The organism is Chloroflexota bacterium, assembly GCA_018829775.1.
In the GTDB taxonomy this organism is placed as follows: Bacteria; Chloroflexota; Dehalococcoidia; order Dehalococcoidales; family RBG-16-60-22; genus E44-bin89.
Genome location: JAHJTL010000097.1, coordinates 51,296 through 66,382, shown reverse-complemented (window position 1 = coordinate 66,382; position 15,087 = coordinate 51,296). Strand labels below are relative to the sequence as shown.

The 15,087-nt window shown below is 53.0% G+C and carries 17 protein-coding genes; 12 read left to right on the top strand and 5 right to left on the bottom strand.

The window, feature by feature from the left end:
- Positions 1–22 precede the first annotated feature (22 nt).
- The 4 genes from ftsA to mraZ all read right to left on the bottom strand — a co-directional run bounded on the left by ftsA (position 23) and on the right by mraZ (position 3,083).
- Positions 23–1,237, bottom strand: coding sequence for a cell division protein FtsA (gene ftsA / locus KKD83_09640; GenBank protein MBU2536407.1), 1,215 nt, complete (start codon positions 1,235–1,237; stop codon positions 23–25).
- Between the two features lie 97 nt (positions 1,238–1,334).
- Positions 1,335–1,550 (bottom strand): hypothetical protein, encoded by a 216-nt coding sequence (locus tag KKD83_09635; protein MBU2536406.1) that lies wholly within the window; start codon positions 1,548–1,550, stop codon positions 1,335–1,337.
- Positions 1,551–1,606: 56 nt separating this feature from the next.
- Positions 1,607–2,659: a 16S rRNA (cytosine(1402)-N(4))-methyltransferase RsmH gene (rsmH, locus tag KKD83_09630; GenBank protein ID MBU2536405.1), complete on the bottom strand. Its 1,053-nt coding sequence runs from the start codon at positions 2,657–2,659 to the stop codon at positions 1,607–1,609.
- Complete coding sequence (mraZ, locus tag KKD83_09625; protein MBU2536404.1) at positions 2,646–3,083, bottom strand: division/cell wall cluster transcriptional repressor MraZ; 438 nt, start codon at positions 3,081–3,083, stop codon at positions 2,646–2,648. The genes rsmH and mraZ overlap by 14 nt, the downstream gene beginning before the upstream one ends.
- Positions 3,084–3,282: 199 nt before the next feature.
- On the opposite strand from mraZ, the gene mog reads away from it, so the two are divergent.
- From mog to def, 5 genes are all read left to right on the top strand, one after another.
- On the top strand, positions 3,283–3,768 hold the full coding sequence (mog, locus tag KKD83_09620) for a molybdopterin adenylyltransferase (protein ID MBU2536403.1): 486 nt from the start codon (positions 3,283–3,285) through the stop codon (positions 3,766–3,768).
- Positions 3,769–3,787: 19 nt separating this feature from the next.
- The gene (gene trmD / locus KKD83_09615; protein MBU2536402.1) at positions 3,788–4,573 is read left to right on the top strand and encodes a tRNA (guanosine(37)-N1)-methyltransferase TrmD; all 786 of its coding nucleotides are present in this window, start codon (positions 3,788–3,790) and stop codon (positions 4,571–4,573) included.
- Positions 4,570–5,286 (top strand): 50S ribosomal protein L19, encoded by a 717-nt coding sequence (gene rplS, locus KKD83_09610; GenBank protein MBU2536401.1) that lies wholly within the window; start codon positions 4,570–4,572, stop codon positions 5,284–5,286. The genes trmD and rplS overlap by 4 nt, the downstream gene beginning before the upstream one ends.
- Before the next feature lie 81 nt (positions 5,287–5,367).
- The gene (priA, locus tag KKD83_09605) at positions 5,368–7,800 is read left to right on the top strand and encodes a primosomal protein N' (GenBank protein ID MBU2536400.1); all 2,433 of its coding nucleotides are present in this window, start codon (positions 5,368–5,370) and stop codon (positions 7,798–7,800) included.
- A 35-nt stretch (positions 7,801–7,835) separates the two neighbouring features.
- Complete coding sequence (gene def, locus KKD83_09600) at positions 7,836–8,324, top strand: peptide deformylase (protein ID MBU2536399.1); 489 nt, start codon at positions 7,836–7,838, stop codon at positions 8,322–8,324.
- Positions 8,325–8,628: 304 nt separating this feature from the next.
- On the opposite strand, the gene KKD83_09595 is transcribed toward def, so the two are convergent.
- On the bottom strand, positions 8,629–8,892 hold the full coding sequence (locus KKD83_09595) for a helix-turn-helix transcriptional regulator (GenBank protein ID MBU2536398.1): 264 nt from the start codon (positions 8,890–8,892) through the stop codon (positions 8,629–8,631).
- 161 nt (positions 8,893–9,053) lie between these two features.
- Here KKD83_09595 and KKD83_09590 point away from each other — a divergent pair, with 161 nt between their 5' ends.
- From KKD83_09590 to lepB, 7 genes are all read left to right on the top strand, one after another.
- The gene (locus KKD83_09590) at positions 9,054–9,635 is read left to right on the top strand and encodes a two pore domain potassium channel family protein (GenBank protein ID MBU2536397.1); all 582 of its coding nucleotides are present in this window, start codon (positions 9,054–9,056) and stop codon (positions 9,633–9,635) included.
- A 131-nt stretch (positions 9,636–9,766) separates the two neighbouring features.
- Positions 9,767–10,183 carry a universal stress protein gene (locus KKD83_09585; protein MBU2536396.1) on the top strand — a complete coding sequence of 139 codons (417 nt, stop codon included), beginning with the start codon at positions 9,767–9,769 and terminating at the stop codon, positions 10,181–10,183.
- 22 nt (positions 10,184–10,205) lie between these two features.
- Positions 10,206–10,604 carry a TrkA family potassium uptake protein gene (locus KKD83_09580; GenBank protein ID MBU2536395.1) on the top strand — a complete coding sequence of 133 codons (399 nt, stop codon included), beginning with the start codon at positions 10,206–10,208 and terminating at the stop codon, positions 10,602–10,604.
- 10 nt (positions 10,605–10,614) lie between these two features.
- Entirely contained in the window at positions 10,615–11,277 is a 663-nt protein-coding gene (locus KKD83_09575) for a TrkA family potassium uptake protein (protein MBU2536394.1), read from the top strand.
- Between the two features lie 229 nt (positions 11,278–11,506).
- Positions 11,507–12,010, top strand: coding sequence for a ComEA family DNA-binding protein (locus KKD83_09570; GenBank protein MBU2536393.1), 504 nt, complete (start codon positions 11,507–11,509; stop codon positions 12,008–12,010).
- Positions 12,011–12,028: 18 nt separating this feature from the next.
- Positions 12,029–14,443: a DNA internalization-related competence protein ComEC/Rec2 gene (locus tag KKD83_09565; GenBank protein MBU2536392.1), complete on the top strand. Its 2,415-nt coding sequence runs from the start codon at positions 12,029–12,031 to the stop codon at positions 14,441–14,443.
- A gap of 63 nt (positions 14,444–14,506) precedes the next feature.
- Positions 14,507–15,079 (top strand): signal peptidase I, encoded by a 573-nt coding sequence (gene lepB / locus KKD83_09560; GenBank protein MBU2536391.1) that lies wholly within the window; start codon positions 14,507–14,509, stop codon positions 15,077–15,079.
- Positions 15,080–15,087 lie beyond the last annotated feature (8 nt).

The following is a 15,087-nucleotide window of genomic DNA, read 5'->3' as shown; positions in this document are numbered from 1 at the left end:
AATAACGTTATTAACCTGATTGCTAGCCGAAGAGTTTCTTCAGCCGGAAAGCGAGGCGTCGGACCGCCGAGCCAAAGCTCCAGCGTGTCCAGCTCTGGTTGCGCTCATGATTAACGCCCCAGGCCAGCAGGCCAACGCTTGTCGCGTATGCCGGGTCGCAGAGAGCATCGGAGATTCCTTCCATATTGGATGGAGTACCCACCCTGACCGGAAGTTGCAATACCTCACGCCCCAGCGCAGCAATGCCTGCCAGATTGGCGCTACCACCGGTGAGTACCAGCCCTGCCGGAACCAGCGTTTCGTATTCTGAGTTGGGCAGTTCAAGCAGAATGAGCTTCATAATTTCTTCAATGCGGGCGCGGATGATGTCGCACAGGTCCTGATATGAGACGCCGTGTCCATCCTGGGATATCGCCGTGGTGTCCTCGGTCTTGCTTTCATAGACGGGCATCACACTGCCGTATCGCTTCTTCATCTCCTCGGCCACGTCAAATGGCAGACCCAGACCAATGGATATATCTCTGGTAAGCTGATAGCCGGCGACAGGTAATATCGAGGTATGCCAGATGCTGCCTTCCTTGAAGACAGCGATATCAGTTGTCCCGCCGCCGATGTCAGCCAGAATAACGCCGACTTCCTTCTCATCCGGAGTCAGTACTGCCTCGCTGCTGGCAAGAGGCTCCAGAACGAGGTCCTCAATATCAATGCCGATGCTGCGAATGCACTTGACCAGGTTCTGTACTGAGGTTACGGCAGCGGTGATGACGTGGGTCTCCACATCAAGCCTGAAGCCATGCATGCCGATCGGGTTCTTGACGTGAGCCTGACCATCAACGGCATATGCCCTCGGAATAACATGGAGGAGTTTTCGGTCACTGGGGATTTTGACGCTCTGTGCCGAAGAGAGGACACGCCTCAGGTCATCGGTGCGCACCACGCGGTCGTTCCGCGTTATCGCCACCACACCGCGGTTGTTCAGCGAGGTAACATGGCGCCCAGTCACGCCGACATAGGCTGATTCAACTCTGTAGTTGCTTGACTGTTCCGCTTTCCTTACTGATTCTTTGATTGACTCTCTGGCTTCATTGATGTTGACTACCAGACCTTTATGCAGACCGACTGATGGGGCGATACCAACACCGACGATGCGCGGCCTACCGGCTTCATTAAGGTCAGCAACAACCGTGCATACCTTGGTGGTACCAACATCAATTGCCGCTACGGTTCGATTTTTCATCTAGCCCTCCTTCTCATTAGTTTTACTTATTAAAGCTCTGTTATTGTTCACATTTCCAGAACCTCCCTGGCCATTGTCATAAATTTATCTGGCGGTATCAGGATACGGAAAAGACCATCCTCAGCTTCTCCACGATGTAAGTTCTTTTCCTTGCCCCAACCTTGGTTTCCGCCATAATGCTGTAAACTTCGTCCGGTCGGTAATTATCAGCCTCATTGATCAGGTGTTCGGCTATTTTCAGCTTCAGGTCAGCAAGAGCGGTGCTTATTCCAGCTCCACCAGCCTCCCATTTATCTTGTTGTACCTGTTCCATGTTTTTTCCCTCTCTAGATGCTGCACCTTCGAGTGTTATTTCTATCCCTGGCCAATTCAGGCCATGGCAAATACCATCTGCAGTTTGCGTAACAGTGCCGGCCTTCTCCAGGCCCTGGCTTTGGTCTCCGCCCAGAGAATTTCCATCTCATCTGTGGCAAAGCAATCGTCCTGCGCTATCGAGCACGCCGCTCTCAGTTTGGCGCTGCGACTGCGTGGATTAGCCTGTACCTCATTCTCGGAAGGCGTAATCACATGTCTGCGAATGAGTTTCAGGCGAGGTTTATGTCCGCAGATACAGACCGGCGTACCGGGAGGACAGATACACCCCCTGGCCTCCCGCTGCATGAAACGTTTCACGATGCGGTCTTCCAAAGAATGGTAGCTTATCACCACGAGCCTGCCGTCAAAGCCGAGGAGTTCCACCGCCTGTTTCAGCGCTACCTCCAGGTTTTCCAGCTCCAGGTTCACGGCAATCCGAAGTGCCTGAAATGTCTTGGTGGCAGGATGGATTCTGCCCGTTCTCCGGCCGACTGCCTTCTCTACGATGCGGGCCAGATGAAGAGTTGAGGTGATGGGGCGTTCGCGCACAATAAGGCGCGCTATCTGGCGACTATAGCCTTCTTCACCGTAGTTACGGATAAGACGTGCCAGTTCCGCTTCCGGTGAAGTATTGACGATATCAGCGGCAGTTACTTCCTGCTCGGGGTTAAAACGCATATCAAGATGGGCATCGTGTTGAAAACTAAAGCCGCGTCCACTTCCATTTAGCTGCATTGAAGAAAGGCCGAGGTCAAATAAGATGCCGTGCACCGGGAAAAAATCATATTTAATGCAGGTTACCTGCAGATTGACGAAGTTGTCATTGACGAGAAGGAGAGAATTCCGATGTGCCTCAAGCTTTTTCTGGGCTATCTTAATCGCTTCGGGGTCAGCATCGATACCGAGCAGCTGACCTCCGGGGTAACTGCGTTCCAGTATGGCCCGAGCATGTCCACCGCTACCAACCGTGCAATCGACATAGCGGCCCCCGGCCTGGACCGCCAGCGCCTCCATTGCCTCCTCAAGCATAACCGGGACATGATTTGAACTCTGCTTACTTGGACTCATCACGTCGCTCCAGACTTTCTATAATCTGCCAGGCCTGTTCCTGGCTGATCGCTTTCTCTTCTTCCCAGAGAACCTGATTCCAGATCTCCAGGTAGTCATTGGCTCCGGTAACGACGACGTCTTCCTGAATCTCAGCGTGCTCTCGCAGTGGTATTGGCAGGGCTACCCTACCCTGCCCATCAATGGCAACGTTGAAAGCAGTAGAAAATATGGCCCGCTTGAGCCTTCTCATTTTATTGGGTGTCAGCGGGCTGCTGGTAAGGGAGGTAGCCAGCTTGCGCCACTCCGACAGCGGGTACATGTTGATGCACTTTTCCGCTCCCGGAGACAGGACTACTCCGTCCTTCAGTTCCCTGCGGAACCGCGGCGGTATGGCTACCCTGCCTTTTTCATCTATCTTGTAATTGTACTCACCGTAAAACATCGACAGTCCTCAGCTAGCAAATAACCCCACCATTTACCACTGTTCCCCACTTTTTACCATTATATAACACTCTTTATAACACGGGAGCGTACGTTTGTCAAGCTTTTTGGACTTAATTTACTGAATTTTCCATAAAATTTTTCCCGTTTGGTTATCCGCTTCATCTGTGGTAAAATGAAATTTGTTTTGGTTCTCAACAATGTTTACTGTCGGCATACTAACCATCAGTGATAAAGGAGCCCTTGGCCAGCGCTATGATGAAAGCGGCCAGGTCATCAGGGATTTCTTCTCTGACCTGGACAGCGATATCGTTCACTACGAGATTGTCCCTGATGAGGTGGATGTTATCCGCCAGAAGCTGGTGGAATGGGCGGACAGTAATGAGACGGATGTCATCATCACCACCGGCGGTACCGGGCTTGGCGAGCGTGATGTTACTCCTGAAGCTACCCTCACCGTTGTAGACCGGGTTGTCCCCGGTTTCGCGGAAGCTATGAGGGCTGTATCGCTGAGTAAAACACCGATGGCGATGTTGAGCCGGGCAACGGCAGGGATTCGGGGCAGGAGCTTGATAATCAATCTGCCCGGGAGCCCCAAGGCGGTCAGGGAATGCCTCGAGGTAGTGCTGCCAGCAATACCGCATGCCGTCGATATTATTAAAGGGGTGGTCACCGAACATTCTTAGTAGGTGGCAGGGATTTTCGATGCGTATTGATGTGCTGACCATATTTCCACAGATGTTTGGCGTGCCGTTCAGTTTCGGCATCTTCAAGCGGGCCATTGACCAGAACCTGGTCAATATAAACGTGCATAACATTCGGGATTATACCCATGATAAACACAATACCGTTGATGATTACCCGTATGGCGGCGGCCCCGGCATGGTGTTTAAACCCGAGCCCGTTTTCGAAGCGGTGGCCGCGGTAAAAGCCCAGATTTCTGATGAATCTGAAGCTGCGGAACCGCCTATTATCCTGCTCTCACCTCAGGGACGTCTCTTCAACCAGCAAATCGCGACGGAACTGTCCAGCTACAGCCATCTCATCCTGATCTGCGGCCACTATGAGGGCATTGACGAGCGCGTGGTAGAACACCTGGTTACCGATGAAATCAGCATCGGTGATTACGTGCTGACCGGTGGCGAACTGCCGGCGCTGGTAGTTATTGACGCCGTCATTCGATTGCTTCCGGGAGTGCTCGGTTCCGAACATTCAGCGCAGGAAGAATCGCATGTAAATGGAATGCTGGAATATCCCCAGTACACTCGACCGGCTGATTTTCGGGGCTGGCCGGTTCCAGAAGTCCTGCTCTCCGGAAACCATGCCCAGATTGCCCGATGGCGCCGGGAGCAGATTTTATGGCGCACCGTGGAACGCCGGCCAGACCTCATCGACAAATCCAAACTCGGTCAGGAAGAAAAGCAGTTGGTGGAGCAATTCACCGCTTCGAATAAAGCCAAATCCAGTTTGAACAAGGAGCCTGAGAAATGAATGTTGATTCGTTGATAAACGTCAAACGCAATCCCAGAATCCCCGAACTCGCCTCTGGGGATACGGTACGCGTTTACACCAAAGTAGTTGAAGGCGGTAAGGAACGCCTCCAGTCATTTCAAGGAGTAGTCATCAAGCTTCAAGGGGGCGGGGTAAGCGCCACCTTTACCGTCAGACGTATCGCCTATGGTGTCGGTGTGGAGCGCACGTTCCCGCTGTACTCACCGAGAGTAGAGCGAGTGGAAGTAATACGTCACGGAAAGGTACGCCGGGCCAAACTGTATTACCTGCGCGGACGCAGCGGTAAGGCAGCCCGCATCAAAGAAAGACGGGTGGACCGGGAGAAAGAACTGGCCCGAATGGAACTGCTCGCCGCTGAGGCCGAAGAGGAGGAGGCACCAGAGACAGCAGAGCTGGCGGAAGAAGAAATGCTGGCCGAACAGGAAGAGGCACTTCCTGAAACGGCGAAAGCTGTATCTGAGGTAACGGAACCAGCTGAAGCGGAGCCGCTGGCCGAAGAAGAGGCGCCTCCAGAAGAAGCGGCGGAAGTGGCACCGGAAGGCGAGCTGGCCGAAGAACCACCGGAAGAGGAAAAGGTTCCCGAAGCAGAAGAAGCAGAGCCAGAAGCGACCCAGGCTCAGGGTGAGCTCGCTCCTGAAGAACCGGAAACAGCACCGACGGAAGAAGAGACCGAAGAAAAAACAGAAGAGTAACCGTCCCGACAACGTTTAACGTTATAAATACCATCCACAAGACAGCGCAACCAGGTTTTAAGGCAATCGGTGGAACACAGGATGAAATATGCTGAGGTCAGTGTCAATTCCCCGGTTGCCCAGCGTCGTACTTTCAGCTATGCCATACCCCCCGGTCTGAATATCGAGGTGGGGCAGGCAGTATGGGTCCCTTTTGGCGAGCGCACGCTGCAGGGCATCGTTATGGAGCTCAGCCCCCGCCCTGCCGTGGAAGAGACCAGGGATATCATTGATATTATTGAGCCCCGCCCATTTTTATCCGCCGCCCGGATAAATCTGGCCCGATGGATAAGCGATTACTATCTCTCCCCTCTTTTCGATGCCGTGGCCCTCATGCTGCCGCCGGGATTTGAAAGGAAAACGCTGACCTTTATCTCGGCGGTGCCAAGTCCTGACGAGGAGATACTGTCCAGTATCACTCCACCACAACTGCAGGTCTTTGAGCTGCTGCAAAAGCAGGAGAGGGTGAGTCTGAGAGAGCTGGAGAAGAAACTCGGGGAAAAGAAGGCACAGGCCATCGTCTCACAATTGGCAAGAAGAGGGCTGGCGGTAAGAAATTACGAACTGGAGCCGATAAAGATACGGCCCAAGACGGTGCCCTTCCTGCGCCTTAACGTGCCCCCAGCCAGTGCCCGGGAGATATCGGCAGAGCTCAAAAGGAAAAGGGCCTTCAAGCAGGCGAGTATTATCGATTTTCTAAGCGAGCTAACTGAACCGGCGGCGTGGGCAGAAATGCGACAGAAACTGGGTGTGAGCAAAGCAATCGCCGATGCCCTGGTTCGCCAGGGGTTTATTACCTTTGAAGAGGTCGAAGTCAGACGGGAGCCGATTTCCTATCAGGATATTGCGCCAGCATCACCGCCGCAATTGACCCGAGCTCAAGAAGATGCATTCTCACGCATCCGCGAGGCGATACATGGTGGCAGGTCAGAAGCAAAGGGTTTCCTGCTCCACGGCGTTACCGCCAGCGGTAAGACCGAGATATACCTGCGGGCACTCGCGGAAACAGTGAAACTGGGCCGGCGGGGCATCATCCTGGTGCCGGAAATCGCCCTCACCCCCCAGACCATAGAGCGCTTTGCCTCCCGCTTCCCACATAGAGTCGCTGTCCTGCACAGCCGGCTCTCACCGGGTGAGCAATATGATGAATGGCGGAGGATAAGGGACGGCGAATTCGACGTCGTCGTCGGCCCCAGGAGCGCCCTCTTTGCCCCCCAGCCCGACCTCGGGCTTATCGTTATCGACGAGGAACACGAATGGACATACAAGCAGGATAACCCGCCCCGCTATCACGCCCGCGATGTGGCGCTAAAGTTAGCTGAACTGACAGGGTCGGTGATCATTCTCGGAAGCGCCACTCCCGATGTGGGCACCTATTTCCGCACCCAGCAGGGAACTTATGAACTCCTCCGACTTCCGGAACGAGTTGTTCCGGTGGAAAGCGCGCCACTGCCACGGGTTGATGTCGTGGACATGAGAGAGGAACTGAAAGCTGGTAATCGCAGCGTTTTCAGTCGGGCCCTGTCGCGGGAAATCACGAAGGCCGTAAACGGTGGGGAGCAGGTGATTCTATTCCTCAACCGCAGGGGTGGCGCCACGTTCATCCAGTGCCGTCGCTGCGGCTTCGTGCTGCGCTGCCGTCGCTGCGAGGTACCCCTGACCCACCACTACGCCGAAGACGTTCTTGTCTGTCACCAGTGCAATTACAAAACTGCGGTGCCGGATAATTGCCCACGCTGTTTCAGCCGGCAGATGAAATACCTGGGCTTGGGCACGCAGAAGCTGGAACAGGAAGTCAGCTACGCCATGCCGCGGGCAAGACTGCTCCGCTGGGACAGCGATATGACCAGAAGCAAAGACTCGCACGAGAAAATTCTGCGCCAGTTCCGCGACCACAAAGCGGATATCCTCATCGGCACGCAGATGGTAGCCAAAGGGCTTGACCTGCCCCGGATAACGCTGGTGGGCGTGGTGAGTGCGGACACGAGCCTGAATCTACCCGATTTCCGTGCCGGCGAGCGGACTTTCCAGCTATTAAGCCAGGTGGCCGGCCGAGCCGGTCGAGGACCCCTGGGTGGACAGGTAATCATTCAGACCTTCTCGCCGGACCACTATGCCATCCAGGCAGCAGCAAGCCATGATTACCCCGCTTTCTACGAAAAGGAAATCGATTATCGGCGTCAGCTGCATAATCCACCATTCTCCCGCCTGGCGCTCCTGACCTACAGCCACACCAATGAGGCTGTCTGCCAGCGAGAGGCGGAAAAGATGAGAAACGTGTTAACACTGGAAAGAGACGCCAGGGGCATAAGCGCTCTCAGCTTGATTGGCCCTGCCCCGGCATTCATCCACCGGCTAAGAGGTCGCTACCGATGGCAGATAATACTGCGCGGTACCGAATTGTCCCCTTTTCTTTCTCAAATAACCTTCCCGCAGGGCTGGGTGATTGACATTGACCCCGTAAGCCTGCTCTAGTAAACTATAATCGATTTTTCGTTCTGGAAAATACGATGACGATACTTCAAATTCGCAGCGTTCCAGATTCTGTTCTGAAACAGAAGGCCAAAAAAGTCCGCACCATCGACCGCTCCATTAAAAAGCTGATACGAGACATGCAGGAGACGATGCATGCCGTGCCGGGCCGTGTTGGGCTGGCGGCGCCGCAGGTGGGCGCCCCGCTACGTGTTATCGTCATCGGGATGCCCGAGGAAGAAGACATTATTCTGATCAATCCGGAGATAGTGCGCCGGAGGGGGGAGCGTGTTATTGATGAAGGTTGCCTCAGCGTTCCCGGTTACTTCGGGCAGATAACACGCGCTGAATCAGTAACCGTGAAGGGTCGCGACCAGAACGGCAAGGAAGTGCGGATAAAAGCTGAAGACCTGCTGGCCCAGGTACTGGAACATGAGATTGACCACCTTAACGGGACGCTGTACATTGACCACCCTGAAGTAAGGGAAACACTGCGCAAGGTAGAGCCAGAAGAGACCGGGCTTTAGAATCGGGGCTAGTCAATAGGAGAATCGATGGAATCAGCGACTTTATTCGCTAATTCCAATCTCGATTAATTCGTTTTCCGTGGCTTCGCTCTTTAATTGCTATTGGGGACAATAGAAACTCATCTTTGTTAGCGCTCTCTGCCTCCGACCATGCTTTCTTTACAGAGCCACACACATTCCGAATTACATCTGTCACCATGCCATAAATCAATTGAAAGACCACCAGTTGCATTTTATCACCATCCCTTTTTCAATTTAATTATTATTACCTCTACTCTTTCTCTGCCATTTAAATTTTTTCCCGTTAATTAACAACTCGATAAGGCCCAGTGACCCCTGTCCCCATGGCAAAGCCACTAAACTGCTCATTCTCAAGATAAAAGAGGTCGTCAAGTCCATAACCGGGAAACGCCTTCTTGGCCCCAACAATAAATTTTTGATTTATTTGGCGTTTCCCTTCGCGAACCCGGTAAACCTGGCTCACGGAAAGTCCCATGGCACGTGCCAGTTCTGACAGGTTGCAGTAATGTCCATTACACAGCTCAAATACTCTTGTTCTGATTATCATGGCCGTACCTTTTTCCTATGACATTTGGCACATATTATAGCCTGATATATGCCACTTGTCAATACCTTTAATCGTTAGATAGAATTTGACAACCGACCTGGATGGGCATAAAATAGCTGATTGCAATTACACAGTAAAATTGGGAAAAGTGGGGTAACGATATGAAAGACAGAGAAACACCTGAGCAACTAACACCTTTACTGCGCGGGGACAAGGTGCTCCGCGTCCGCAGACGAAGGCCACGTCGAAGGCTCCGCTTTACTCCGGACATCCCGGGAGTTATCAGATTTCTTAAGCAGATAGCCACCGAAACGCCTCTGGTACCATTGACATTTGTTCTTGTCGCACTTTGGCTGCTCTCATCGTGGGGTGTCTATCTCGCCGAGCGGGGAGCAAATGAGCAGATAAACTCCTATGGTTATGCGCTCTGGTGGACCTTCACCGCCATGCAAACGCAAGGTGCCAATAGCCCGGGGCCAATTACTGCTCCTGGAATGATAATCGGTTCAGTCTGGTCAATTTTGAGTACGATTGCCTTTTTTGGTGTGGTAATCGCCACCCTTTATGCCTACTTCATGCTCCCCAAGCGACGCCCTTCCCGGGAAATCATCGGTGCCCTCCAATATAATCTGGAGGAATTGGAACACTTATCTATCGACGAGTTAGAGGTGCTCAGAGACACTACAGTACGGATTGTAGATACCCAGATAAGGGACCTTAAAGAAAAGTCGCCGGGCCAGTAACCCACGCGACAAGAAGTCAAGAGGGAATCAATTTAAATTAAATAAGAAATAAATACCCTGCTAAAGGAATTGTACTTTTTTAATAAGAGAATTATAATTAGACCCAAAACAGAAAATTAGAATAGAAAGTAATGGAGTTTAACAAAATTCTGGTGCCGATAAGCGGCACCGAAGCTGACGAAGAGACAATGAGGCTGGCCTGCAGGCTGGTTAAGAAGGATAAGGGTAGAATTTGGGCGGTTTATGTCATCACCGTACAACGCACTTTACCTCTTGCTGCCGAAATTGAGCCTGAAATTAAAAAGGCTGAAGATATACTAGACCAGATAGAGATTGTTGCCGAAGAAGAAGACCACGAGGTAGAGGCTGAAGCGCTTCAAGCCCGCGAGGCAGGTCCAGCGATTATCGATGAAGCAGTAGACCGAGGGGTCGACTTAATCTTGATGGGTATCAAGCACAAGAAACGCTTCGGGCAATTCAGTCTGGGTAATGTGGTACCTTATGTGTTGAAAAATGCTCCCTGTCCAGTGATACTATATCAAGAATAGAAATTAATAACTGGGGTTGAATATGAAAATAGTCATTATGGGCTGCGGAAGAGTCGGTGCTCAAATAGCCAGTCTGCTGGAGCAAGACGGCCATGAAATCACCGTCCTCGATATTGATGCTTACAGCTTTCGGAGGTTACCGCCTGACTTCAGCGGCACGGCGCTGCTCGGCAACGGGGTGGATGAGGATGTACTGAGGAGAGCCGGCATTGAAGAGGCAGACGTTTTCGTCGCCATGACACAGGGTGACAACCGGAACGTCATGGCCGCACAAATTGCCAAGCATATTTTCAATGTGCCACGGGTCATCTCCCGAATCTATGACCCCTTGCGCCAGGAGATGTATGATACCCTTGGTATAGAGGCCTTCAGCCCAACCACAATCTTCGCCGAGCTGGTGAAGAAAAAAATAGAGAGCTAAGAGGAGAGAGATGTATATCATCATTGTTGGTGGTGGTAGAGTAGGTTATTATCTGGCAAGAGCCCTGCTCAATGAGGGACATGAGGTACTCATCATCGAGAAGACCCCCCGTTTTTGCGACATTATCAACGAGGAAATGGGCAGTGTTTGCGTGCAGGGCGACGGCTGCGAAGCGGCCATTCTAGCTGAAGTAGGCACCGGAAGGGCGGACATGTTTGTGGCCGTTACCGGCGACGATGAAGATAATCTGGTCGCCTGCCAGGTAGCCAAACATAAATTCAACGTGCCGCGTACCATCGCCCGCATCCGAAACCCCCAGAACGAGGCCATTTTCAAGAAACTGGGAATAGATGTTACCGTAAGTGCCACCAATATCATCCTGGAAGCCATAGAGAAAGAGGTACCCACGCACCCGCTGACGCATCTGATGACCCGCGCTGATAAAGGGCTGGAGATTGTAGAGATAAGAATTCCCCCAGACTCAAAGACCATTGGCAAACCAATCAAAGAAGTCCCGCTGCCCGAGGGAACCAAACTGGCACTGGTTATTCCTATGGACCGTAAACCAAGCATACCTAATCCGAACACCGTTCTCCGCGAAGGAGACCAGATAATCGCCCTGACCACTCCGGAACTGGAAGAGGAACTTCGTTCCAAGTTGACCGGTATTTAAAAACCAGAATGGTTCTATGGAGACTTCAAAGGAAAGAGTCTTAAAAGCCATCAGCCATATACAGCCCGCCGCCACCAAATTCAGATTAAAAACGCCGTGTCCTGGCATACGGCCTGAATTAATTTTGATTAATCACGGGCGAGACGCCTCGATAATACGCTTTGCCCCATCTCTCTTGAAATTATTAGAATTTTTTAATATTAAATAAAATTCACTTCAGGAGACGACTATGACTAGGTCCAATAAATTCTGGGCGGCGATTATCCTGTTTCTCATTATCGTGATTGTGACTGGCAGCATATTAATCTGGTCGAAGTATAACCCCAACCGACCAATCGAAATCACAATATCCCCATCACCCGAAATCATTGGCCAGATATCCGTCTCCGGCGCGGTTAATGTTCCTGGTATCTATCCACTGACATCTGGAGACTCCATCGACGCTTTGCTACAATCGGCGGGCGGGGCGACCGCTTTCGCCGACCTGGACAGAATCAAGCTCTATATAACGTCTATCGATGAAGCAGAGGTCCCACAGAAGGTTGACCTGAACCGCGCTGAGGCCTGGTTGCTGCAGGCACTCCCCGGCATTGGTGAAACGAGGGCTCAGGCTATCGTGAATTATCGTCAGCAGAACGGGCAGTTCAACCATATCAGCGAAATAACCAGCGTGGAAGGTATCGGGACAGCGACCTGTGAAAAAATCAAGCACCTTATCACGATTTCCGATTAATCTTCGGGAAGGACGTTTGTGCTACTCATATTGCTCAGCGCCGCCTGGGTAGCAGGCATCTATCTGGGGACCCAATTCGACCTGCCGCTGGCCCTGCTGCTAGCCGGCCTCGTGCCGCTACCGCTCCTTCTTTTTTCCAAGAAATACCGCAAATGGATAATTATCAGCAGCCTCAGCCTGATTGCCCTTTTCACTGCCGCATGGTACGCCTATCAGAGCCTGAATATCGTCGACGCCGACGACCTGCGCTTCTACAATGACCGCGGCACCATTGATGTCAGAGGGGTGGTCGCCAGAGACCCTGAAACCAGCGACCGTAGCACTCATCTTTACTTTTCCGCCACGGAAATACGCGCTGAAAGTGAATGGAGACCGGCCGAAGGAAGTGCCCTGCTGTTTGTGCCGCGCTATTCCAGCTACAAATACGGTGACCAGCTCCACGTAACCGGCGCGCTGGAGACGCCGCCACAGCTCGATGATTTCGACTACCGGGGCTACCTTGCCCACCAGGGAATTTACGGCACCATGCTCTACCCTGAAATCGAAATCGAGGCGCGCGGGGCTGGCTTCAAACCTCTGGCCTGGATTTACGAACTGAGAGCAGGTCTGGCGCAGACACTGGCTGAAGTGCTCCCCGAGCCACAGGCATCACTAGCCCAGGGAATCCTTCTGGGTATTCGTGAAAACATACCGCAATCAGTCAAAGATGACTTTGTCCGTACCGGGACGGCACACCTGCTGGCCATATCCGGCCTGCACCTTGGCATCGTCGCCGGTATCATGCTCAGCCTCGGCTTGTGGCTGTTTGGCCGCCGACATTACCTTTACGTCTGGCTGGCCATGGTCATTATCTGGCTGTATGCGCTGCTCACCGGCATGCACCCGCCGGTGGTTCGCGGCGCCATCATGGCCAGTCTGTTTCTCACCGCCGAACTCCTGGGCAGGCAGCGCAGTGCCATCACTGCCCTCACCTTTGCCGCAGCGGTGATGGTCGGCATCAGCCCCTACATACTGGGAGATGCTGCCTTTCAGCTGAGCTTCCTGGCCATGGCGGGACTGGTCTTTCTCTTTCCTCCCTTCCGGTCGCTGGGCAGAAGGGCGGTAAATAAATTCATCGGTGAAGAAGGGGCAATCGTAACCGCAGCTAACTTCACCGGCGATAGCCTCAGCGTTACCATGGCGGCAGTAATCGCCGTCTGGCCGGTGGTGGCCTATTACTTCGGCATAATTTCCTTTGCCGGGCCGCTGGCCACTTTCCTGCTCCTGCCGGCGCTGCCCGTGGTAATCCTTGCCGGCGCGATGTCCGGCATCGCCGGGCTTGTATTACTTCCTGCAGGCCAGGTCATCGGCTGGCTGGCCTGGCTTTTTCTGTCCTACATGCTTTATATAGTCAGCTGGCTGGCATCATCGCCCCTGGCCTTCATCGAAGTGGGCAAAGTGGCTCCGGTCTGGTTATGGCTATATTATGCAGCACTGGCGGCAGTAGTCATCCTGGGTCGAAAGTTAAAAGCCGGCAGGAAAGCAGCGGTGATGGCAAGACTCAGTTCGGGCGCTGGCAGGTCGATGAGTCTGGTAAATCGGCTGCCTGCGAAATGGGTGGTTCCACCTCTGGCCACCATAGCGGTTCTGGTCTGGTTTAGCGCCGCCGCCATGCCCGATGACAGGTTACACGTCAGCTTTCTGGATGTGGGACAGGGCGACGCTATCCTGATACAGCAGGGAACCCGGCAGGTGTTGATTGATGGCGGTCCCAGTCCACAGGCGATAAACCTGGAACTCGGCAGGCAGATGCCCTTCTGGGACAGGACCATAGAGCTGGTTATCCTGACCCATCCCGACCAGGACCACCTCGCCGGCCTGGTTGAGGTGTTGAAACGTTTCCGCGTGGAAAATGTGCTCGACCCGGGTCTTGACGGTGATTCGCCATCATATGAGGAATGGCAGAGATTGATTATGGAAAGAGGGATTATGAAGACCACAGCCCGGGCCGGACAGCAGATTGCTCTGTCCGAGGCGACGCTCACGGTGCTCCACCCCCGGGACACCCTGCAAAACGCGGATGCCGACATAGACAATAACAGCCTGGTCCTGCACCTGAGGGCCGGCCGGGTCAGTTTCCTGCTTACCGGCGATATACGGAGTGAAGCGGAATTACAGCTTACAGCTCGGCGAGCAGCTTTAGACAGCACCGTATTGAAGGTTGCCCATCATGGCTCCGATACTTCCACCACCCGGGAATTTCTATCCGCGGTCGACCCGCAGATTGCGGTGATATCCGTTGGCGCCGAAAATAAATTCGGCCACCCGCGCCCGGATGTCATTGCAAAGCTTGAGCAGCAGCTCGGTACCGATAATATCTACCGCACTGACCGCCACGGCACGATAGAATTTACCACTGACGGGGAAAGACTCTGGCTCAGTACAACGCAATAGGTGGAACTGGCAAGCGAAGCGTAAATAGGCTATAATTGGACGGAAACCAGGAGTAAGCAGACAATGAAAGCTTTTTTCCGGGAACTTATAATCACCGTCGTACTCGCTCTGTCCATTTTCTTCTTATTGCGTTTCACCATTGACACCGTCATTGTCCTCGGCATCAGCATGGAGCCGAGCTTTCACACCGGCCAGCGTATCCTGGTGAGCAAGGTCGCCTATCGGATACACGAGCCGGAAAGAGGCGATGTTATCGTCTTCAAGCCGAGCAACGGTGAGAAGGGCGAATTCATCAAGCGCATCATTGCTCTGCCCAGGGACACGGTGGAGGTCAAAGACGGCGCGGTCTATGTGAACGGGATAGAATTGAAAGAGCCCTATATCAAGAGCCCGCCCAGTTACCCACTCACCAAGCAAAAGATACCGGCAAACAATTATTTCGTTCTCGGCGACAATCGCAATCAAAGCAATGACTCGCACAATGGTTGGGTGGTCCCGCGCCAGAACATCATCGGCAAAGCCTGGGTTACCATCTGGCCGCCACCGATATGGGGACTGGTGCCAGAACACTCGCTGTCAGACCAGCTGGTAAGCCTGATAAATTCATACCTGGTGCAACAATATATATATAAATAGGTAGGCTG